19 protein-coding genes are annotated in these 21362 nt (G+C 62.4%); 9 read left to right on the forward strand and 10 right to left on the reverse strand.

Annotated elements, in window-relative coordinates; all coding sequences use genetic code 11:
- The first annotated feature begins 27 nt into the window (after positions 1 to 27).
- From JV241A_RS15655 to JV241A_RS15685, 7 genes are all read left to right on the forward strand, one after another.
- Entirely contained in the window at positions 28 to 975 is a 948-nt protein-coding gene (locus tag JV241A_RS15655; RefSeq protein WP_115087866.1) for a DMT family transporter, read from the forward strand.
- 149 nt (positions 976 to 1124) lie between these two features.
- Entirely contained in the window at positions 1125 to 4040 is a 2916-nt protein-coding gene (locus JV241A_RS15660; RefSeq protein ID WP_134063438.1) for a monovalent cation/H+ antiporter subunit A, read from the forward strand.
- The gene (locus tag JV241A_RS15665; protein WP_010224297.1) at positions 4040 to 4384 is read left to right on the forward strand and encodes a Na+/H+ antiporter subunit C; all 345 of its coding nucleotides are present in this window, start codon (positions 4040 to 4042) and stop codon (positions 4382 to 4384) included. The genes JV241A_RS15660 and JV241A_RS15665 overlap by 1 nt, the downstream gene beginning before the upstream one ends.
- Positions 4381 to 6066: a monovalent cation/H+ antiporter subunit D gene (locus JV241A_RS15670; protein WP_134063440.1), complete on the forward strand. Its 1686-nt coding sequence runs from the start codon at positions 4381 to 4383 to the stop codon at positions 6064 to 6066. Before JV241A_RS15665 ends, JV241A_RS15670 begins: the two co-directional genes overlap by 4 nt.
- On the forward strand, positions 6063 to 6551 hold the full coding sequence (locus JV241A_RS15675) for a Na+/H+ antiporter subunit E (protein ID WP_134063442.1): 489 nt from the start codon (positions 6063 to 6065) through the stop codon (positions 6549 to 6551). The genes JV241A_RS15670 and JV241A_RS15675 overlap by 4 nt, the downstream gene beginning before the upstream one ends.
- Complete coding sequence (locus JV241A_RS15680) at positions 6548 to 6826, forward strand: K+/H+ antiporter subunit F (protein ID WP_010224304.1); 279 nt, start codon at positions 6548 to 6550, stop codon at positions 6824 to 6826. The genes JV241A_RS15675 and JV241A_RS15680 overlap by 4 nt, the downstream gene beginning before the upstream one ends.
- Positions 6823 to 7188 carry a Na+/H+ antiporter subunit G gene (locus tag JV241A_RS15685; RefSeq protein WP_115087870.1) on the forward strand — a complete coding sequence of 122 codons (366 nt, stop codon included), beginning with the start codon at positions 6823 to 6825 and terminating at the stop codon, positions 7186 to 7188. Before JV241A_RS15680 ends, JV241A_RS15685 begins: the two co-directional genes overlap by 4 nt.
- 2 nt (positions 7189 to 7190) lie before the next feature.
- Here JV241A_RS15685 and JV241A_RS15690 read toward each other — a convergent pair whose 3' ends face one another.
- The gene (locus tag JV241A_RS15690) at positions 7191 to 7397 is read right to left on the reverse strand and encodes a hypothetical protein (RefSeq protein WP_115087871.1); all 207 of its coding nucleotides are present in this window, start codon (positions 7395 to 7397) and stop codon (positions 7191 to 7193) included.
- Positions 7394 to 7864: a hypothetical protein gene (locus JV241A_RS15695; protein WP_115087872.1), complete on the reverse strand. Its 471-nt coding sequence runs from the start codon at positions 7862 to 7864 to the stop codon at positions 7394 to 7396. The genes JV241A_RS15690 and JV241A_RS15695 overlap by 4 nt, the downstream gene beginning before the upstream one ends.
- A gap of 319 nt (positions 7865 to 8183) precedes the next feature.
- On the opposite strand from JV241A_RS15695, the gene JV241A_RS15700 reads away from it, so the two are divergent.
- Positions 8184 to 8393: a hypothetical protein gene (locus JV241A_RS15700; RefSeq protein ID WP_115087873.1), complete on the forward strand. Its 210-nt coding sequence runs from the start codon at positions 8184 to 8186 to the stop codon at positions 8391 to 8393.
- A 13-nt stretch (positions 8394 to 8406) separates the two neighbouring features.
- On the opposite strand, the gene JV241A_RS15705 is transcribed toward JV241A_RS15700, so the two are convergent.
- From JV241A_RS15705 to JV241A_RS15735, 7 genes are all read right to left on the reverse strand, one after another.
- A complete protein-coding gene (locus JV241A_RS15705; protein WP_115087874.1) occupies positions 8407 to 8622 on the reverse strand; it encodes a hypothetical protein in 216 nt (71 codons plus the stop codon).
- 115 nt (positions 8623 to 8737) lie between these two features.
- Entirely contained in the window at positions 8738 to 10336 is a 1599-nt protein-coding gene (locus tag JV241A_RS15710; RefSeq protein ID WP_115087875.1) for a methyl-accepting chemotaxis protein, read from the reverse strand.
- Positions 10337 to 10501: 165 nt separating this feature from the next.
- Positions 10502 to 10906: a TraR/DksA C4-type zinc finger protein gene (locus JV241A_RS15715; protein ID WP_115087876.1), complete on the reverse strand. Its 405-nt coding sequence runs from the start codon at positions 10904 to 10906 to the stop codon at positions 10502 to 10504.
- A gap of 283 nt (positions 10907 to 11189) precedes the next feature.
- Positions 11190 to 12857 carry a hybrid sensor histidine kinase/response regulator gene (locus JV241A_RS15720; protein ID WP_115087877.1) on the reverse strand — a complete coding sequence of 556 codons (1668 nt, stop codon included), beginning with the start codon at positions 12855 to 12857 and terminating at the stop codon, positions 11190 to 11192.
- Positions 12841 to 14004 (reverse strand): alcohol dehydrogenase-like regulatory protein ErcA, encoded by a 1164-nt coding sequence (gene ercA, locus JV241A_RS15725; protein ID WP_115087878.1) that lies wholly within the window; start codon positions 14002 to 14004, stop codon positions 12841 to 12843. The genes JV241A_RS15720 and ercA overlap by 17 nt, the downstream gene beginning before the upstream one ends.
- 127 nt (positions 14005 to 14131) lie before the next feature.
- Positions 14132 to 14203, reverse strand: coding sequence for a pyrroloquinoline quinone precursor peptide PqqA (gene pqqA, locus JV241A_RS15730; protein WP_009394664.1), 72 nt, complete (start codon positions 14201 to 14203; stop codon positions 14132 to 14134).
- Between the two features lie 110 nt (positions 14204 to 14313).
- A complete protein-coding gene (locus JV241A_RS15735; protein WP_134063444.1) occupies positions 14314 to 15834 on the reverse strand; it encodes an aldehyde dehydrogenase family protein in 1521 nt (506 codons plus the stop codon).
- Between the two features lie 202 nt (positions 15835 to 16036).
- Between JV241A_RS15735 and JV241A_RS15740 the strand changes: the two genes are divergently transcribed.
- Positions 16037 to 20548, forward strand: coding sequence for a hypothetical protein (locus JV241A_RS15740; RefSeq protein WP_134063446.1), 4512 nt, complete (start codon positions 16037 to 16039; stop codon positions 20546 to 20548).
- A 40-nt stretch (positions 20549 to 20588) separates the two neighbouring features.
- Here JV241A_RS15740 and JV241A_RS15745 read toward each other — a convergent pair whose 3' ends face one another.
- The gene (locus JV241A_RS15745) at positions 20589 to 21362 is read right to left on the reverse strand and encodes an enoyl-CoA hydratase (RefSeq protein WP_115087881.1); all 774 of its coding nucleotides are present in this window, start codon (positions 21360 to 21362) and stop codon (positions 20589 to 20591) included.

Consider the following 21362-nt stretch of genomic DNA (forward strand, 5'->3'; position numbering starts at 1 on the left):
CGTCGACCCTCTTCCGTGTGCAAGGCCATGACCCCAACGAACGCTGCTGAACGCCCTTCCGTTTCCTTCCGGCTGAGCAAGGCCGAACTGGTGCTGGTGTTTATTACCGTGCTCTGGGGCGGCACCTTTTTGCTGGTGCACAACGTGATGACGGTCAGCGGGCCGATGTTTTTCGTCGGCCTGCGCTTTGCCGCCGCAGCGCTGTTTGTCGGCCTGGTCTCGGCCCGTTCGTTGCCCGGCCTGACCGCCACGGAGCTCAAGGCCGGGGTGTTGATCGGCGTGTCGATCATGCTCGGCTACGGCCTGCAGACCGTTGGCCTGCAAACCATCAGCAGCAGCCAGTCGGCGTTCATCACCGCTTTGTACGTGCCCTTCGTGCCCTTGCTGCAATGGCTGGTACTGGGCCGCCGCCCGGGCCTGATGCCAAGCCTGGGCATTGGCCTGGCATTCGCCGGCCTGATGCTGCTGGCCGGCCCTGGCGGTGGTTCGCTGCAGTTCAGCCCCGGCGAAATCGCCACCCTGGTCAGTGCCGTGGCCATCGCTGCGGAAATCATCCTGATCAGTCGCTATGCCGGTCAGGTCGATGTGCGTCGGGTCACGGTGGTGCAACTGGCCACCGCTTCGGCGCTGTCGTTCATGATGGTGGTACCGACCCAGGAGCGCCTGCCGGACTTTTCCTGGCTGTTGCTGTTCAGTGCCGTGGGCCTGGGGGCGATGAGCGCGGTGATCCAGGTGGCGATGAACTGGGCACAGAAATCGGTCTCGCCGACCCGCGCCACCCTGATCTACGCCGGTGAGCCGGTATGGGCCGGCATCGTCGGGCGCATCGCTGGCGAACGCCTGCCGGGCGTGGCCTTGCTCGGCGGTTTGCTGATCGTCATCGCCGTGGTGGTCAGCGAACTGAAGTTTCGCCGCCGTAGTGAAGAGCAGACGTCGCTGGAGGTTGACGCCGAAGAACGTGAAGCGGGCCTCTGATCGGCAAATGCCGTCTGTCCTTTGAAAAAAACTGTTATAAAAAAAAGGATTTATACAGCGCTCTTGTAGGATTCTGCGACAGCTTGCGGGTTGGTGATCGACCAGTCGCCACGTATGATCTCTTACAAACTCCTGCAGATTAGAAATCTATGTCCTTGATAGTGCTACTGCTTCTGCCGTTTGTCGGCAGCTGCCTGGCGGCTGTCTTGCCGCACAACGCACGCAACAGCGAATCGCTGCTGGCCGGACTGGTCGCCCTGGTGGGCACCGTTCAGGTCGCTTTGATGTACCCGCAGATCGCCCATGGCGGCGTGATCCGTGAAGAATTCCTGTGGCTGCCGAGCCTGGGCCTGAACCTGGTCCTGCGCATGGACGGCTTCGCCTGGCTGTTCTCCTTACTGGTGCTGGGCATCGGCACCCTGGTGTCGCTGTATGCGCGCTACTACATGTCCCCGCAAGACCCGGTGCCGCGCTTCTTTGCCTTCTTCCTGGCGTTCATGGGCGCCATGCTCGGCCTGGTGATCTCCGGCAACCTGATCCAGATAGTGTTCTTCTGGGAACTGACCAGCCTGTTCTCGTTCCTGCTGATCGGCTACTGGCACCACCGCGCCGATGCCCGACGCGGTGCCTACATGGCCCTGATGGTTACCGGAGCGGGTGGGCTATGCCTGCTGGCGGGGGTATTGCTGCTCGGCCATGTGGTCGGCAGCTACGACCTGGACAAGGTCCTCGCTGCCGGTGAGCAGATTCGCAACCATGCCCTGTATCCCGTCCTGTTACCCCTGATCCTGCTTGGCGCGTTGAGCAAAAGCGCGCAGTTCCCTTTCCACTTCTGGCTGCCCCATGCCATGGCGGCGCCTACTCCGGTTTCGGCTTACCTGCACTCGGCGACCATGGTCAAGGCCGGGGTGTTCCTGCTGGCGCGACTATGGCCATCGCTCTCCGGCACTGAAGAATGGTTCTGGATCGTCAGCGGCGCCGGCGCCGCCACCCTGGTGCTCGGTGCCTTCGCGGCGATGTTCCAGAACGACCTCAAGGGCCTGCTGGCCTACTCGACCATCAGCCACCTGGGCCTGATTACCCTGCTGCTGGGCCTGAACAGCCCGCTGGCAGCGGTCGCGGCAGTCTTTCACATCCTCAACCACGCTACCTTCAAGGCCTCGCTGTTCATGGCCGCGGGGATCATCGACCACGAAAGCGGCACCCGTGACATTCGCCGTCTCAGCGGTCTGTTCCGGCTCATACCCTTCACCGCAACCCTGGCCATGGTGGCCAGCGCCTCGATGGCCGGGGTACCGTTGATGAACGGCTTCCTGTCCAAAGAGATGTTCTTCGCCGAAACCGTGTTCATCAGCTCCACCGCCTGGGTCGAAGCGGCCTTGCCGGTCATTGCCACCATTGCCGGTACCTTCAGCGTCGCCTATGCGTTGCGCTTTACCGTCGATGTGTTCTTCGGCCCGCCGGCCACCGACCTGCCGCATACGCCTCACGAACCGCCGCGCTGGATGCGCGCACCGGTCGAGTTGCTGGTAATGACCTGCCTGGTGGTCGGCATCTTCCCGGCGCAATCGGTCGGCCCGCTGCTGGCCGCCGCCGCACTGCCGGTGGTGGGTGGCACCCTGCCCGAGTACAGCCTGGCGATCTGGCACGGCTGGAACGCCCCGCTGATCATGAGCCTGATCGCCATGAGCGGTGGCATCGTGCTCTATCTGCTGTTGCGCAATCAGCTCAAGCTCGGGCGTTTCCCGTCGCCGCCGCTGATCGAGCGATTCAATGGCAAGCGCCTGTTCGAACACGGCCAGGTGCTGATCATGCGCACCGCCCGGCGTTTCGAGCGGATATTCACCACCCGCCGCCTGCAGAAGCAGTTGTTCATGCTGGTGCTGATCGCCCTGCTGGCCGGCCTGCTGCCGATGCTGCACAGTGGCCTGACCTGGGGGGACCGGCCGAAGATTCCCGGTTCCGGGGTGTTCGTCATGCTCTGGCTGATCGCCATTGCCTGCGCCCTGGGCGCTGCCTGGCAGGCCAAGTATCACCGGCTGGCGGCCCTGACCATGGTAAGTGTTTGCGGCCTGATGACCTGCATCACCTTCGTCTGGTTCTCGGCGCCGGACCTGGCCCTGACCCAACTGGTGGTCGAGGTGGTCACTACGGTACTGATTTTGCTCGGTCTGCGTTGGCTGCCACGGCGGATCGAGGGCGTCTCGCCGCTGCCGGGCACCCAGGAACGCGCCCGCCTGCGCCGCCTGCGCGACCTGCTGCTGGCGGTCGGCGTGGGTGGCGGCATGGCGCTGCTGTCCTATGCCATGCTGACCCGCCCGACCCCCAACGACATCTCCTCGTTCTACCTGAGCCGGGCCTTGCCTGAAGGTGGCGGCAGCAACGTGGTCAACGTCATGCTGGTGGACTTCCGCGGCTTCGATACCCTGGGCGAGATCACCGTGCTGGTGGCTGTGGCCCTGGCGGTGTTTGCCCTGCTGCGGCGCTTCCGTCCGCCCAAGGAGAGCATGCAGCTGCCGGCCCAGCAGCGCCTGCTGGCACCTGACGTAGTCACCGACCTGGTCAACCCGCGCCACGCGGCCGACACCGCGCTGGGCTTCATGATGGTGCCGGCGGCGCTGGTGCGCCTGCTGCTGCCGATCGCCCTGGTGGTATCGATGTACCTGTTCATGCGCGGCCACAACCAGCCAGGTGGCGGCTTCGTTGCCGGCCTGGTGATGTCGGTGGCGTTCATTCTTCAGTACATGGTGGCCGGGACCCAGTGGGTCGAGGCGCAGATGAGTTTGCGGCCGCTGCGCTGGATGGGCACTGGCCTGCTGTGCGCCACCCTGACCGGCGTCGGGGCGATGTTGCTGGGCTACCCGTTCCTGACCACTCACACCGCGCACCTGCACTTGCCATTGCTGGGTGACACTCACCTGGCCAGTGCGCTGTTCTTCGATATCGGCGTGTTCACCGTGGTGGTCGGTTCGACCCTGCTGATCCTCACCGCGCTGGCTCACCAGTCGGTGCGCGGTCATCGCCCGGGCAGCCAACAGAAACCCACTCAAGCAGGAGCCGCCTGATGGAAGAAGTCATTGCAATCGCCATCGGTGTGCTCGCCGCCTCCGGGGTCTGGCTGATCCTGCGGCCACGGACCTTCCAGGTGGTGATGGGCCTGTGCCTGCTGTCGTACGGGGTCAACCTGTTCATCTTCAGCATGGGCAGCCTGTTCATCGGCAAGGAGCCGATCATCAAGGACGGCGTGCCCCAGGACCTGCTCAACTACACCGATCCGCTGCCTCAGGCCCTGGTGCTCACCGCGATCGTCATCAGCTTCGCCATGACCGCGCTGTTCCTGGTGGTGCTGCTGGCCTCCCGCGGCCTGACCGGAACCGACCATGTCGATGGCCGGGAGCCTAACGAATGAGTTCGATGAACCAACTGATCGTCGCACCCATCCTGCTGCCGCTGCTGACCGCAGCGCTGATGCTGCTGCTCGGGGAAAAACGCCGGCCGCTCAAGGCGCGTATCAACCTGATCTCCAGCCTGCTCGGGCTGGGCATCGCCATCACCCTGCTGCTATGGGTGCAGTGCCAGGGGCAAGCCAGCTCGATTGGCGTATACCTGCCCGGCAACTGGCCGGCGCCATTCGGTATCGTGCTGGTGGTCGACCGCCTTTCAGCCTTGATGCTGGTGCTGACCGGCATCGTCGGGGTCAGCGCCCTGGTGTTCGCCATGGCCCGTTGGGACCGCGCCGGCGCCAGCTTCCACGCCCTGTTCCAGATCCAGTTGATGGGCCTGTATGGCGCGTTTCTCACCGCCGACCTGTTCAACCTGTTCGTGTTCTTTGAAGTGCTGCTGGCTGCCTCCTACGGCCTGATCCTGCATGGCTCGGGGCGCGCACGGGTCAAGGCCGGCTTGCACTACATCGCCATCAACCTGCTGGCCTCGTCATTGTTCCTGATTGGCGCGGCGATGCTCTACGGCGTGACCGGCACCCTGAACATGGCTGACCTGGCCCTGAAAATCCCGTTGGTACCGGAGGCCGATCGCGGCCTGCTGCACGCCGGCGCGGCGATCCTGGCCACGGCATTCCTGGCCAAGGCCGGGATCTGGCCATTGAACTTCTGGCTGGTGCCGGCCTACTCCTCGGCCAGCGCACCGGTGGCCGCGCTGTTCGCGATCATGACCAAGGTCGGCTTCTACACCGTGCTGCGCCTGTGGACGTTGCTGTTCTCCGGCCAGGCCGGTGCTTCGGCGTTCTTTGGAGGCGATTGGTTGATCTATGGCGGCCTGGCCACCCTGGGTTGCGCAGCGGTGTCGATACTGGCGGCGCAGCGCCTGGAGCGCATGGCCAGCCTGAGCATCCTGGTCTCGGCCGGCACCCTGCTGGCGGCGATCGGCTTCGGCCAGGCAACCCTGACCGCCGCGGCGCTGTTCTACCTGGTCAGCTCGACCCTGGCACTGTGTGCGCTGTTCCTGCTGGCCGAACTGATCGAACGTTCGCGCTCGGCCAACGAGATCCCCCTGGACGATGACGGCGACGGCCTGCCTTCGCCGGTAGAAACGCTGCATCCCCCCAAAGGCATCAACCTCGATGACGAGCAAAAGGCAGTGATCGGCCAGGTGATCCCCTGGACCATGGCCTTCCTGGGCTTGAGCTTCATCGCCTGCGCCCTGCTGATCATCGGCATGCCGCCGCTGTCGGGCTTTATCGGTAAACTCAGCCTGATCAGTGCGCTGTTCAACCCGCAAGGCCTGGGCGTAACGCCGGAGCAGCCGCTGAGCGTCGAGGGCTGGATATTGGTGGCGTTGCTGGTGTTGTCCGGCATGGCCTCGCTGATTGCCCTGACCCGCGTTGGCATCCAGCGCTTCTGGACACCACAGGAACGCCCATCGCCGCTGCTGCGCCGTTATGAATGCATACCCATCGTGGCACTGCTGGGCTTGTGCGTCGTGCTCAGCCTGCGTGCCGAGCCATTGCTGCGTTACACCCAGGACACCGCTGCCAGCCTGCAGGACCCTGAGCAATACGTCAGCGCCGTGCTCGGCACCCGCCCCATCCCTGGACCAACCACCCTGGCTGCGAGTACCGAGGTGCAGCCATGAAGCGCTTGTTCCCCGCCCCACTACTGTCTCTGTCGCTGTGGTTGCTGTGGCTGGTGCTGAACCTGTCGGTCAGCCCCGGCAATCTGCTGCTGGGCGCCCTGCTGGGCTTCGTTGCGCCGCTGCTGATGGCGCCGCTGCGCCCCCTTCCGATCCGCATCCGCCACCCGGGCACCATCGCGCGCCTGATCCTGCGGGTCGGCGCCGACGTGCTGGTGTCCAACCTGCAAGTTGCCCGCGGCGTATGGTCGGCCAAGCGCCGTCCGCCGCGCTCGCAGTTCGTGCATATCCCCCTGGAGCTGCGTGATGCCCACGGCCTCGCCGCACTGTCGATGATCACCACGGTGATCCCTGGCACCATCTGGTCGGAGTTGGCCCTGGACCGCAGCATCCTCTTGCTGCACGTGTTCGATCTGGACGATGAGACCCGGTTCATCGAGCACTTCAAACACACCTATGAACGCCCGCTGATGGAGATCTTCGAATGACTGGCCTGCTTGCCAATGCCATTCTCGCCAGCCTGTTCATCTTCGCCCTGGCCATGGCCCTGACCCTGGTACGTCTGTTCCGTGGCCCTTCGGCCCAGGACCGGGTATTGGCGCTGGACTACCTGTATATCCTGGCCATGCTGATGATGCTGGTACTGGGCATCCGCTATGCCAGTGACACCTACTTCGAGGGGGCGCTACTGATCGCGCTGTTCGGCTTTGTCGGCTCCTTCGCCCTGGCCAAATTCCTCCTGCGTGGCGAGGTAATCGAATGATCAATGCCAATGAACTGCCGTTCTGGGTAGAGGTGCTGGTCGCCGTGTTGCTGCTGCTGAGCAGCCTGTTCGCCCTGAGCGGCGCCGTCGGCCTGATTCGCCTGAAGGACTTTTTTCAGCGCATGCATCCGCCAGCACTGGCCTCGACCCTGGGCGCCTGGTGCGTGGCACTGGCCTCGATCCTGTACTTCTCGATACTCAAGGAGTCACCGGTACTGCACGCCTGGCTGATTCCGATCCTGCTGTCGATCACCGTACCGGTCACCACCCTGCTGCTGGCCCGCGCGGCGCTGTTTCGCAAGCGCATGGCCGGTGATGAAGTACCTGAAGAAGTCAGCAGCGGGCGCGATCGCGGCAACTGAGATCAACCCGTGAGTTGTTGCAGCTCACGGCGGACCATGGCCGCATACTCGGGCGGGCTCAATTGATAAAGCTGGGTTGCGACCCAGTCAAACCAGGCGGCCTGCATCTGTGGGCGTTGCAATAGCCACTGCTCGGCCAGGGCCCGTGCTTGCGCCTGGTGCCGAACATGAAAGTCGGCACGACTGGAGCGTTCGACGGGCTCACTCACTCGCTGGCCTTGAAGGTGGTCAGCTCACCCTTCTGCCACTTGGCAACCTTGCGAGTCACGGCTTTGAGAGTCTTGCTCAGGCCTTCCTGCAGCTGCTCTTTCGCGGCAAACACCAGCACCACGCTCTGCCCTTCTTTAAAGACGATACCTTCGCCTTCAGGAACAGAAACAAAGGCATAGTCACCCAGGCCATACACGGTCAGCTTGATCTCACGAAAGCGGATTTCCAGCTTGCCACCTTCACGGCTGGGCAATACGGCGGCACGAAAATGATCGCCGACCTTGAGCTCCAGTCGCTGTTTGTCATCCACCACCAATGCGGTTTCAGTATCGATCTCGGCCATGTACAGGCCTTCCGCGCTCTGTTCAGTGACATAAACAAAACGCGTTTGAAACTGTTTGACCAGTTTCGCCCTGAGGTCGCCCAGCACAAACAGGGCATGTGTATCCAGATTGCTGACTGCCAATGAAGAATTCCTCAAATACCGATTACACGCCGCTCCCCCGGCAGGCAACAAGGCGCCCGCAAGGCAACGGTACTTCAATTCGAAGTCTGAAAGACTAGTGGATTGGTGCTTGAAAAGTCTGTGCAGACTGGCAAAGCAACGCGCAGGAATGGTTACCCATTACTGCAGGCTTAAGCCAGTTTGCCAATTTTCAGCTAATTTCCTTAAACGGAGACGCTTTTTCTGACAGCACTATCGCAACAAAAGTGCGATAGATGAGATCAAGCCCTTCAGCAGGACGGGCTCCTGGAAATCATCCACAACACACAGGGAAGCGAATATGCACGAAAACACCGAATTCCGTCGAGAGCCTAAAGGCGTTTCCTACATAGAATATGCTGCTCAATCGTTCAACAGGCCACCGCGCTTTGTCGTAATACCGGCCGGTATCGGGTTCTTTCATATCACCGAACAGGCCACCGGGCGGGTCAGGGGCTTTCGCCGTGAGCATACCGAAGCCTGTGCCCTGGCCCGTCACCTGGAAAACTGACTCAGGCCCAGGTTCAACCGGCCTGACGCGCAGCGCCGGGCCGGTCGGTGTCCCGCAACTGCTCCAGCCAGGCTGCACGACACTCCTGGGCCTCAGTGCGGCTGGCAAAAGCAGTGCCACGTCGCTCGCCATTAACCAGCACTACCCAGCACACGCGCTTGCCCAATGCCTGAAGCGACGCAGGCACGCCGCTGCCGATCATCACCGCAACATCGACTTGGCTATTCATCATTCCCTCCGGAATTTATTAGCAACCTAACGATGTGAGCATGATAGAACCTGCGTGCCTGCAGAAAAAGCTATCCCCGGCATAGCTGTTTTACATCGGCGGTAACAAAGCCCCGTTAATCCGCTTGCGGCCGATAGCCCAGGCGCAAACCACCCCAATGCCGTCCCTGCACCTGGATCGGCACCGACAAGTCGTGCATCAGCTCGCCGGTGTCGCGGGTATAGGTTTGCAACAAGACCGCCTGTTGATGACTACCGCAACGAATGCCGGTGCGATCATCAAACTTGCGCTTGCTGCGGTTGTGCGCGGTGTCCACCACCGGGTCCCCGGTCAACGGCTGATTGAAGGCATTGTTGTGAGTAGGCACATAGCCTTGCTGGGTGCAGGCAATGGCGAACACCAGGCCTTCATGAGGCTTGAGCAGCGGCTCCTGGATCGCTGGCAGGACCTGGTCGGTGTACTGGTCGAAGCGCGTGCGGAAACGTACCGGTGAAGTGCCTGGCAGTTGCTGGTAATGGCGGTCGAACAAGTCTTCAAGGCTGATACGACCTTGGGCGATATCGTGCTCGAACTGTTCGGCGATCTGCTGTGCGCCTTGGCGGGCCAGGTCATAAACGCGCTGGTGATAGTCATCCAGGCCGACCTCGGCCAGGCGCTCGCTGATGCTTTCGGCCTGCCCTTCCAGCTGCACGGCTGCCTGGGCCAGGCGCTGGGTTTGCTGGTCGCTGACCTGCAGGTCGCTGCGCATCCGGGCCACCGCCTCGAACAGGCTGTCCAGTTGCAACCGATTGGTTTCGGTGCCCTCGGCAATCTCGCCAATCTGCTGCTCGACCCCGGCGGCCAGCCCGGCAATGCTGTCCAGCTGTTCCCCGGTATGCTCGACCTGATCCACGCCGCTGTGCAGGTCATCCGACAGCTCGCGGATCTGCTCGACCACCTGCGCCGTACGGTGCTGGATGTCGGCAACCATCTGGCCGACCTCCTCAGTGGCGCTGGCGGTGCGCCCGGCAAGGCCACGCACCTCATCGGCAACCACGGCAAAACCTCGACCGTGATCACCGGCCCTGGCTGCCTCGATCGCAGCGTTGAGGGCCAGCAGGTTGGTCTGGCTGGCGATGGTCTGGATTACCAGAGTGACCCGGGCAATATCCTCGCTGCGCTGGTGCAGAGCCTCGATCAATTCGCGACTGGCCGTAGCCCGCGAACTCAGGTGGTGCATGCGCTGGATCGACTCCGCCAGCACCGTACGGCCGGCGGCGCTGCTTTCATGGGCGCTGCGGGCAGCCACCAGGGCTTGCTGGCTCAACTGCGAGGTAGCCTTCTCGGTGCCGATCATTACTTCGGCGCTGCTGACGATCTGTGCTGCCGCGCTCAGTTGCGATTGCAGCTTGTCTGCCAGTTGCTGCACCGAGAACGCCACGCCGGCTGCCGACAAGGCGTTGTGGCTGGTGGTTCGTGACAGGTCGCGAGTCAGCTCGGCCAGCGGATCACTGGTCACCTGCGGGGCAACCGTGGCCTTGCGCAGGCGTGGTAACCACAGCGCCAGCAAGGCCAGAGGCAGGCCGATGTAAAACGAAAGCCCGGCAAAAGCCATGGCCGCCAGCAACCCCGCCAGTACCAGGCTCTGCAACACCGTGTCTGACCAGGGCGCGACGCTGGACGACGCAGTTTGCCCTTCAATCACGGCGCCAGGCAGAGATCCTTCTCGCATCATGTTTTGGCTCCATCGCAGCACGTCTTGTTGTGCAACAATTAAACGCCACTATCTTGCCATTAGCCATGCTTCCTTGGATGTAAGACCGCCGCCCTTGATACAGGGCAAGAAAAACAAAACCCCCGGAGATCGCTCCCCGGGGGTTTTGTCTGAGACCTGCGCAGGTCAGGCCTGGCGCTGGTGCTTGTCGATCTGCTCTTGACGCTCTTGCGCCTCGATGCAGTACTTGGTGGTCGGGCTGATCAGCAGGCGCTTGAGGCCGATCGGCTCGCCGCTGTCGTCACACCAGCCGAAGCTCTCGTCGGCGATCCGGCCCAGGGCCATTTCCAGTTGCGGCAGCAGGCGCTGGTCACGGTCGATGGTGTTGACCAGCCACTGGCGCTCTTCTTCGACCGAGGCGGCGTCGGCAGGATCGGCAGGCGTGTCCAGGCTTTCGATGGTTACACGACTTTGTTCGATGCGCTCATGGATCTCGACCTTCATCGTCTGCAGCAGCTCGGTGAAGAAAGCCAATTGCTCAGCGTTCATGTAGTCATCGGCCGGCATGGCCAGCAACTTTTCCTTTGTCATTGATTTCTCTATAAAAAATACGTGCATTAAGGCGAATCGGGTGCTCCTGGCGAATAGCTCGCCAGGAGCGGAATTCTTCAAGCACCATCCGGCACTCAATTTACAGGGGGCGGCAGTCTAAGGCCGAGATTCACACTGGGCAACAGAAATGACAGTGGTTTTGACCGAAAAGGTGCTAAAGGCTCTCCCCCGGCGCTGGTTTATAACAAAAAAACCGCAGCGCAGGCGCTTTCCCAGGGACAAACGGTCATTCTCCGACAAAAACCTTGTAACAAAGATCCCCTTAACCGAGCAATTGACTCAGCACCGCACGCAACTTGCCCGGTTTCACTGGCTTGTTCAGCAATGGTGTACCCAGGCGTTGCATGGCCCGGCGGCTTTGCTCACTGCGATCGGCGGTAATCATCACGGCATGGATGGGCTGGCCGAAATGTTTGCGCAAGTCACGCACCACCTCGCACCCGGTCACCCCGTGATCCAGGTGGAAGTCGGCCAGGATCAGTTCCGGTGCCCGCCCCTTGAGCACCGCCAGGGCCTCGGCGTAATCACTGGCCGTGCGCACCTCGCACCCCCACTGCTCAAGCAAGGCTGCCATGCTGTGCTGAATGCTGAGTTCATTGTCCAACACCAGCAGCCGCCGCCCAGGCAGCGGATCCCCCACACTGGGCTGCGAAAGCGTCGACGCTGGCAGCTCATTCGGCAGTTCTCCCGACAGCGGCACATCGATGCTGAACACCGAGCCGCGCCCCGGCCATGAGCGCACCTTGACCGGGTAATCGAGTATGCGCGCGATCCGCTCGACAATTGCCAGCCCCAGCCCTACCCCTTTGCGCTCGGCAGCGCGGCCGACATCCAGTTGGTTGAACTCGAGAAAGATCGAGTCCAGACGGTCGGCGGCGATGCCACGCCCACTGTCCCAGACTTCCAGGCGCAGGTAATCGCCACGCCGCCGCGCGCCGAGCAGGATGCGCCCATGCTCGGTGTAGCGGCAGGCATTGCTGAGAAAGTTGCGCAGGATTCGCGTGACCAGGCGCAAGTCGGTACGCACGGCGAGCCGACCACCGCGCACACGCAAACTGAGCCCGGCCGCTTCAGCCACCGGTTGAAACTCGGAAGCCAGTGGCGCCAGCACCTCGTCCAGGCGGTACAGGTCCAGGTCCGGCTTGATCGCCGCCTGGTCGAGCCGGGAGATATCCAGCAGGTCGGTGAGCAGGTCCTCGGCGCCCTCCAGGGCCTGGTGTGCACGCTCCACCAGTTGCTGTTCACCCGCGGGCATCTGGCGCTCGCGCAGGGTGGAGATCAATAGCCGCGCCGCGTTGAGCGGCTGCAGCAGGTCGTGGCTGGCCGCTGCCAGGTACTTGTCCTTGCTACGATTGGCGGCCTGGGCGGCGTCACGGGCTTCGATCAGTTCGTTGGTGCGCTCGGCGACCCGCTGCTCAAGCTGGTCATTGAGTTGCTGCAGGCGCTCCTGGGCCAGCTTGCGCTCGGTGATATCGGCGACAAAACCTTCGACCACGCCGTCTTCGTCCGGACGCAGCAACAGGTTCATCAGCACGTCGATATGGCTGCCGTCACGCCGGCGCAGCCGGGTTTCATAGCCGATCAGTGCCTGCTCGCGCTGCAGCACCTGGGCGATGGCCAGCAATTCATCCTGGCCGCCAGCGAACAAGTGGCTGGCCAGGTCGTTGCGCGACAACACCAGTGCCTGTGCATCGGCATAACCCAGCATGCGCGCCAGCGCCGGATTGGCCGCACGCATGCCATCTTCAAGACTGGCCTGGAAGATGCCGTGCACCGCATGCTCGAACAGCCACTTGTAGCGATTGCGCTCGGCCTCCAGCTCTTCAAGGCGCACCGCCAGTTCCGGGTAGTGGCTCTTGCGTACGGTGTGGTTGCTCAGCCCCAGCAGCCCGGCCAGAGCATCGCCCGCCGGTTCAGAGGGCCTCGCCATACACCACCTCGACATCACGCTGGCTGGAGCTGCGCGGGTTGGTCAGGATGCACGGATCATCCATGGCGTGCTGGGACAAAAACGGGATGTCGGTCATGCCGACGCCATGCAGGCCAAGGGTTTCGTGAAAGCCCACGGCATGCTTGAGCGCAATCAGGTGCTCGACCAGGCGCTGGCTGACCTGCTTGTGACTCAGGCCTCGGCAATCGATACCGAGGGTTTGCGCGATGACCTTGAAGCGCTCCGGTGCGGCGCTGTAGTTGAACGCCACCACATGCTCGACCAGCACCGCATTACACAGCCCGTGAGGCAAATCGAGAAAGCCGCCCAGGCTATGGGACATGGCATGCACCGCACCAAGAATCGCGTTGGAGAACGCCAGCCCGGCCTGCATGCTGCCGAGCATGATCTTCTCGCGCAGGGCGATGTCGGCGGGGTTGGCGATCATCTGCACCAGGTTGCCGTTGATCAGGCGCATGGCTTCCAGCGCGTGGGGGTCGGTCAGCGGCCCGTGGCCGGTCGAGACGAACGCCTCGATGGCATGCACCAGCGCGTCGATGCCGGTACAGGCGGAGAGGAACGGGTCCATGCTCAGGGTAGTTTCCGGGTCGATCAGCGACACATCCGGCACCACCGCCTTGCTGACGATGGAAAACTTCATGCGTTCCTGTTGGTTGGAGATGATCACGAACTGGGAAACGTCGGCGGAGGTACCGGCGGTGGTCGGGATCAGGATCAACGGCGGGCTCGGCACGCGGATGGTGTCGACCCCTTCGAACTCGAGAATGTGCCGACCATGGGCAACCACGATGCCGATACCCTTGGCGCAATCCATGGGGCTGCCGCCACCGACCGCGACGATCACATCGCACTGTTCGCTACGGTATCGCTCGGCGCCGGCCATGACCTCTTCAACCCGAGGGTTGGGCGAAACCTCGGTGTACAGGCAGTAATCAATGGCCTGTTCTTGCAGGCTGGCTTCGATATCAGCCACCCAGCCGGCGGCGATCACCCCTGGGTCGCTGACCAGCAGGACCTTGCGCGCGCCAAAGGTCTTGGCGTAATTGGCGACATGGTGACGACAACCGGCGCCGAAGATGATTTCCGGGGAGACGAACTTGCGCAACTGGCTCAGTTTCGGGCTCATGGGACGCTTCTATTCTTGTTGTAGTAATAGCGCCAGCCTAAAGCATCCCCCTTCGATTGCAATCAGACCATCGGCGGGCAGAAACAGAAGCGCCGACCGCTGCAAGCAGCGACCGGCGCAAGAGGGATCAGCGATTGGCGAAGTACATGGTCACTTCAAAACCGATACGCAGATCAGTGAACGCAGGCTTTTTCCACATAGGTCCATCCTCTTCTGGCACCACAGGATTGCGGTGCTTCTATTAATACACCGTTGCCGGTGCCGGTCGAATGCTACTTTGGAACCGTTTCTTTCAGGTTATCCGGGCCTTTAGAAGAACCCCAGCGGGTTGACGTCGTAACTCACCAGCAGGTTCTTGGTCTGCTGGTAGTGGTCGAGCATCATCTTGTGGGTCTCGCGGCCGACCCCGGATTTTTTGTAGCCACCGAACGCGGCGTGGGCCGGGTACAGGTGGTAGCAGTTGGTCCACACCCGCCCGGCCTGAATGCCGCGGCCCATGCGGTAGGCGCGGTTGATGTCACGGGTCCAGACTCCGGCGCCAAGGCCGAACTCGGTGTCGTTGGCAATCGCCAGGGCTTCGGCCTCGTCCTTGAACGTGGTCACGCCGACCACCGGGCCGAAGATTTCTTCCTGGAACACGCGCATCTGGTTGTGGCCCTTGAGCAGGGTCGGCTGGATGTAATAGCCACTGGCAAGATCACCGCTCAAGCGTTCGCAATCGCCGCCAGTGAGTACCTGGGCGCCCTCTTCGCGGGCGATCTGCAGGTAGGAAAGGATCTTGTCGTATTGCTGCTCGGAGGCCTGGGCACCGACCATGGTTTCGGTGTCCAGCGGGTTACCGCGTTTAATCTGCTGGATCTTCTTCATGACCTGGGCCATGAACGGCTCGTAGATCGACTCCTGGATCAATGCCCGCGATGGGCAGGTGCACACTTCGCCCTGATTGAAGAACGCCAGCACCAGGCCTTCGGCGGCTTTTTCGATGAACGCGGGCTCGGCCTGCATGATGTCTTCGAAGAAGATGTTCGGCGACTTGCCGCCCAGTTCCACCGTCGAGGGGATGATGTTCTCGGCAGCGCATTTCATGATGTGCGAGCCCACCGGGGTAGAGCCGGTAAAGGCAATCTTGGCGATACGCTTGCTGGTGGCCAGGGCTTCACCGGCTTCGCGGCCAAAGCCGTGGACGATGTTGAGCACGCCAGCGGGCAACAGATCACCGATCAGTTCAGCAAACACGGTAATCGACAGCGGCGTCTGCTCGGCCGGCTTGAGCACCACGCAGTTGCCCGCGGCCAGGGCCGGGGCGAGTTTCCAGGCGGCCATCAGCAACGGGAAGTTCCAGGGGATGATCTGCCCGACCACGCCGAGCGGCTCATGGAAGTGATAAGCGGCGGTGTGCTCGTTGATCTCGGCGGCACTGCCTTCCTGGGCGCGGATGCAGCCGGCGAAGTAACGAAAGTGATCGGCAGCCAGTGGCACGTCGGCATTCAGGGTTTCGCGGATGGCCTTGCCGTTGTCCCAGGTTTCACTCAGGGCCAGCACTTCAAGGTGCTGTTCGATGCGATCGGCGATCTTCAACAGGATTCGCGAGCGCTCCTGCACGGACGTGCGCCCCCAGGCATCGGCTACGCCATGGGCGGCATCCAGCGCCAGGTCGATGTCGGCCGCGCCGGAGCGCGGGAACTCGGCAATCGCCTGGCCATTGACCGGCGAGCTGTTGCTGAAGTACTGGCCTGTCAGCGGGGCCACGAATTCGCCGCCGATGTAGTTGCCGTAAACGGCCTTGAAGCTGATCAGGGCATCAGCTGTGCCAGGGGGTGCGTAGATCATGGGGGCCTCATGTGCGCTGCGGGCCTGTCGGCATGACAGGCAGCTGGCTCGATGGTAAGCAGCCGCACGGCAGGCGCGAATCGGCCCTTGGCAGGTGCCGTCTCGTCAATTGGTAGTACGCCTGGGTGGTAACCGGCTACCGCCTGCTCAGGCGCGTGCGGGCGTCATATGGCGCTTCCCCCTGTTTTGGAAGCCTCGCCAGATGACCGCCCCTTCGCCCCATCAGTCCATTGCCGAACAGGCGACCTTGAGCTGCGCGGTCGCCAAGCGCTTCGTCAAGCGTCCCGCCCTGCTCGAAATCGCCGGCCAGATCCTGCTTGAGCACTGGGGCCAACGACGACTGCCACTGCAACACAATCCGCTGACGCTCTATCTGATCAGCCACACCGAAGCTCAAGTTCATATCCGCCAGTTGCCTCAAGTCCTGATCGAGCGATACCGCCTGGGCAGCACCTTGAACCTGAATGACGGCGAGGACTATCTCAGCCGCTACCCGCAACAGGGCCAGGATGTACAACTCAATGTCGACCTGCATACCCTTGAACTGCTGATTAACGATTGTGGCCCCTTGATCGTTGAAGCCTTCCTGCAGGCGCTGGTTGATTTCTGGAGCTTGAGTGACGAGCGCGGTGAAACGCCCTGGAGCTGGTACGCCAGCTACCTGCAAAGGCTGATGAAGAATGCGATCGATGTCAGTGTCAACGCCGGCAAGCTAACCCTGGCTCAAGCGGCCACCGCCGGCATCGTTGCGGCCTTTCCGACACCGTGGCAACGCAGCCGGTTCGCCAATCTGCAAGGCTTGAGCGTCCGGCAGGTGACGGTTGACCTGACGCCAGCACAGGTTATCGATGCCGACCTGTCCAGTGCCTTGCTGATCGAAGATTTTCCCGATCCACCAAAAGCCCAAGTGGCCATCCTGTTTACCCTGGTGGGTGCGCTGGCGCCCTTCGAGTCAACCCAGGGTTTTCTCGACATGCTAGCTATGAACTGGCCCAGGTCGTTGCTATCCACGGCTCCACAAGCTCAGTTCAGCCAACCGGCAACATCGGCCTTCGAAGCCCAGGCCGCCGGCTTTCTCAAACAACATTTGCGCTTGATCGAAGTCATCGCCTTGGCATCGAGAACGCCTGAGCAGGCGGCAGCGCTCAACGCCATCATTGATCGCTCGACCTCGATGCTGGACCTGTGTACCGCCCAGGAGCTTGAGCGACAGAACCAGATCGCCTTCCTGCTGCCGGCATGGCTACTCGACAGCGAGCTGGCCATCCGCTACAGCACCTTGTTGATCAACCACGCTCAATCACACACAGAGGCCGCCGGCAAAACCTGGCGTGATGACATCGACACCGCCGAGGTCTTCGCCTGCAAGGCCCTGGACGCGAGGATCGAGCACGATCACCCCGGTGCGGGATTCAATGCCAGCGACGTAATGATCAGCAATCATCAAGTCATCGCCAGCGCCATCCCCGGGCAAGGCAGCCTGATCACCGATGGCGTCGTCAAGGTCGTCAATTTTTCCCTCGCACAGCTGGCCATCGACAACCTCGGTGTGCTGGCCGCAGGCACTGTGAGCCTGCAGTTACTCAGCGGTGCCCACCTGCCCGACTGGATGAATGAAGCCTATGTGCGCACCCTGGTGAGTGAACTGGACATCGGCGGGCAGTATCCACAAACCTTGCAACGGCAATTGCTCGACGACCCCGACCAGGTGCAGGCGCGGCGGACACTGTTCGGTACGCAGCTGAAGACGCAGTTGCCGCTGCTGGCGCTGGAGCTGCATCTGCGCGACAAGCGCATCAGCCTGCCGGCCTGCCAGGCGGTGGACGCGCTGTTCGCCCACGCCTTGCCCGGGGCCTTCGTACTCAGGCCCCTGACCCTGCTGCGCGCAAGCGGCGCTGCTGCCGATACGCTACTCAATGCCTGGCTGATCGAACCTGGCGATGTCAGGCAAGGCCCTTGCGTGCTGTATCGCCCATTGCATACTGACCCGCTGCTGGAGTTTCACGACCGGATCGCCCTGTTCGACGCGTTCGCCAGCACCGGTCCGTTGCAGGATGACTTGCTCGACCGTCTGCCTGAACATACGCGTCCGATTTATGCCAAGGGCGGCCTGCGTGAGCCGCACATTCACCGCTTCGTCCCTGGCGCCGAGTTCGAACCGCTGCAGACGCCTGCGCCTGCCCGCCTGGGTGTGGCCCTGGCCAAAGGTGCCGTGCACGACCTGATCTACCAGGCCAGCGCCCAGGAGCTGGTCGACCGGGCCAAGCGCCACTCGACCAGCACCGCACAATCGCGCTGGGACGCCTGGAAGCAACTGGGTTGGCTGATGTTCAACACCTTGCTGCCCTTGTTCGATGGCAGTGTGGCCAAGGTCGCCTGGATGATTCAGGTCCTCGACAGCGCCAAGCGCCTGCTGGTGAGCGATGTACAAAACAGTCCCGGTGAACATCGCCAGGCGTTCGCCGACCTGCTGATCAACATCGCCATGGTCCTGTTCGTGCACGCCACCCGCCGGCTGGGCATCAGGCCAGCGGTGCGCAGGCGGCCCAGCCACGCACTTGTGCCGGCAAAACCGCCAGTCACCCCGGCGCTAGCCGAACCGCAGGCCGAGCTGACCTTCAGTTGGGCGCGCCCGGACCACCGCCTCACAGCCCAGCAAAGCACCCACCTGGAAAGCCTGGCCAGCCCGCTGTCACCCTCCATGCTCGGCTCCCCCATCCAGGACGGGGCGCTGCAGGGCTTGTACCTGCACAACGAACAACTCTATTTCGCCCAGGGCGCCCGCGCCTACCCAGTGCAATTCGATGCCGCCATCGACCAACCGCGCATTATCGCCGGGCCCTGGCTGAGAAGAGATGAGGCCCTGCGCTGGACACTCGATCTGCGCTTGCGCCTGCGCGGCGGGCAGCCTCTGCGCAATCGCCTCAAGCCTGCTGACCTGGAGCAGTCGATCGACAACCTGGATCAGACATTACGCACGCAGCAAGCCGAGGCACTGGCCAGCCAACAACGTCTGCAGGCATTTGCCCGGCAGCTCACCGACGACACCGACCCGCGCATTCTGCAAGGCTATCTGGCCAAGATGGAAACGTTGTCCCAGGACTTCGAGCGACACCGAGAGACGCTGCGTGAACGCAATGAAAAACGCCCCCTCAACCAGTACAAGACACTGCAGGCAAAAACCCTGTTTGAACGAGCACGTTGCCAGCTGTCCATGCTTTCGACCCTGGGCAAACTGTACAAACCGTTGCGCCAGCGCTTTGTCCAGTCGGTCAGGGAAACCGACGGAGTCTTGCCTGAGCCAGGCTCAAGCGAACATTCAATGCAGGTCGATCTGCTCGACCAGATCGAGCTTTTGCTCGGCAAACTGATCAGCCATAGCGAAACCCTGAGCGCTACCCGCGAGCAACTGCACAAGCTGTCCAGCATCCGTCAACCCACTATCCAGATGATGGAACTGAGCCTCAACGAACCTGCCACCCGCCCCGCATCGCGGTTGTACTGGTACACCCTGCGCAGCGAGGTGATGAGCAACCGCTTGAGGCTGGTGGAGGCAAGCGAGGATGCCAGCGAAAGCGATTACTGGCTGGAACACAGCTGGCGCAACCTCGAGCAGGGCATGCTGCAGCGCATGAACCTGCAGGCCTTGAGCCGTGAGCAGGCAGAGGTTCATGCCCGCGTACTGGACAACATCCAGCGCCATTTCAGCACGGCGCTGCGCCAACTGGGCAATCTGAAAAACCTGCTGCCCGGTCAGCAGGCCGCCGACAGCCTGGTGTCCAGGCTCGAAACCGACCTGGCGTTGATGCTCAAGGAGACCCGCGCCGACCTTGACGAGTACCCGCAACCGCTGCTTGAGCGCAGCAGCCTGCGTCAGTTGCACCGGCAAGTGCCAGGGCTGATCGAAACCCGCGATGAGGGCGTGCTGCTAGGACAGCAGCGACGCGACAGTGAAGGTATCGTCGACATCCACAACCCACAGGACGACAGTATCCGTGCGTCCTACCGTGAAGATCCGCTTACCGGTACCTGGGAGCCCCTATCCCTCGAGCAAGCGCTACCTCCACAGGTCGCAGACGCCGAGCTGGGTGCCCTGCTGCGTGAAGGCATGCGTCTTACCGCTCTGGCCAGGCAAGATATCCAGCGCCTGAAAAACCAGGGCAGAAGCACCTACCTGCCAATCGAAATCGAGGAAATAGCCGATCGCCGACGGCTTGCACTGACCGCGCAGCGCCAGGCCATCGAACGGGCGCTGACGCGGAACAACCAGACCGATCAGGCGGCGGGCAATACGGACGCAGCCCTGCAGATCAAGCGGCTGGATGAAGTCGCTGACGAACTGTTGCATACCGGCGAGCAACTGAGGATAGAGGCTGCCCTGGCGCAAGCACCGAGCATGCGCGAGCTGGAGTACTTGCTGGGCAAGGGCCAGGTGAAACTCAAACGCCTGGTCAAGCGCAAGTCGCTGGCCAGTACCCGGGATTGGGCGCAGGAGTACCTGGATGAGTACGTGGTGCTGCACGCCAACAAACCCTTGTGGTATGCGCACTTTCACTACGCGGCCGAGAACACCCCGGTCGACGACTTCAAGGCCGCACACCTGAAGCTTGCCAGTCAGCGCTATGACCGCGGGCAGTTCGTCGAAGGCAACAAGGTGGTGCACCGCGGGCCGATAAGCCTGGCGGCGGCTCGGCAATGGTTTTTCAAGGAGTGACGGGAGAAAATCGGGCGCTGGCAGCAGCGCCCGATCCATTTCAACGATCCTTGAACTGCGCCTCACGCTTGGCGATAAAGGCGGCCATTCCTTCCTTCTGGTCTTCGGTGGCGAAGGCCGCATGGAACACCCGGCGCTCGAAGCGTACGCCCTCGGCCAGGTTGACCTCAAACGCGCGGTTGACGCTTTCCTTGACCATCATGGTCATCGGGATCGACTTGCTGGCGATGGTCGCCGCCACCTTCAGCGCCTCTTCCAGCAGCTCGGCTTGCGGTACCACGCGCGCCACCAGGCCAGCGCGCTCGGCTTCCTCGGCGCCCATCAGGCGGCCGCTCAGGCACAGTTCCATGGCCTTGGCCTTGCCCACCGCACGGGTCAGGCGCTGGGTGCCGCCCATGCCCGGCAGCACACCGAGGTTGATTTCCGGCTGGCCAAACTTGGCGTTATCGGCAGCAAGGATGAAGTCGCACATCATCGCCAGCTCACAACCGCCGCCCAGGGCAAAGCCGGACACCGCAGCGATGATCGGCTTGCGCCGGTTGGCGATGCGATCAGCGTCGCTGAACAGGTCATCGACGTAGATCTGCGGGTAGCGCAGGTCGGCCATTTCCTTGATGTCGGCGCCAGCCGCGAACGCCTTGGCGGAGCCGGTCAGCACCACGCAACCGATGTTCGGGTCGGCTTCGAGCTGGTCCAGGGCCTGGTTGATCTCGCCGACAATCTGCGCGTTCAGGGCATTGAGCGCCTGGGGGCGGTTGAGGGTGACCAGGCCGACCTTGCCGTGGATGTCCAACAGAATGGTTTCAAATGACAT

The sequence above is a fragment of the Pseudomonas sp. JV241A genome, from assembly GCF_900275665.1.
GTDB classification, from domain to species: domain Bacteria; phylum Pseudomonadota; class Gammaproteobacteria; order Pseudomonadales; family Pseudomonadaceae; genus Aquipseudomonas; species Aquipseudomonas wadenswilerensis.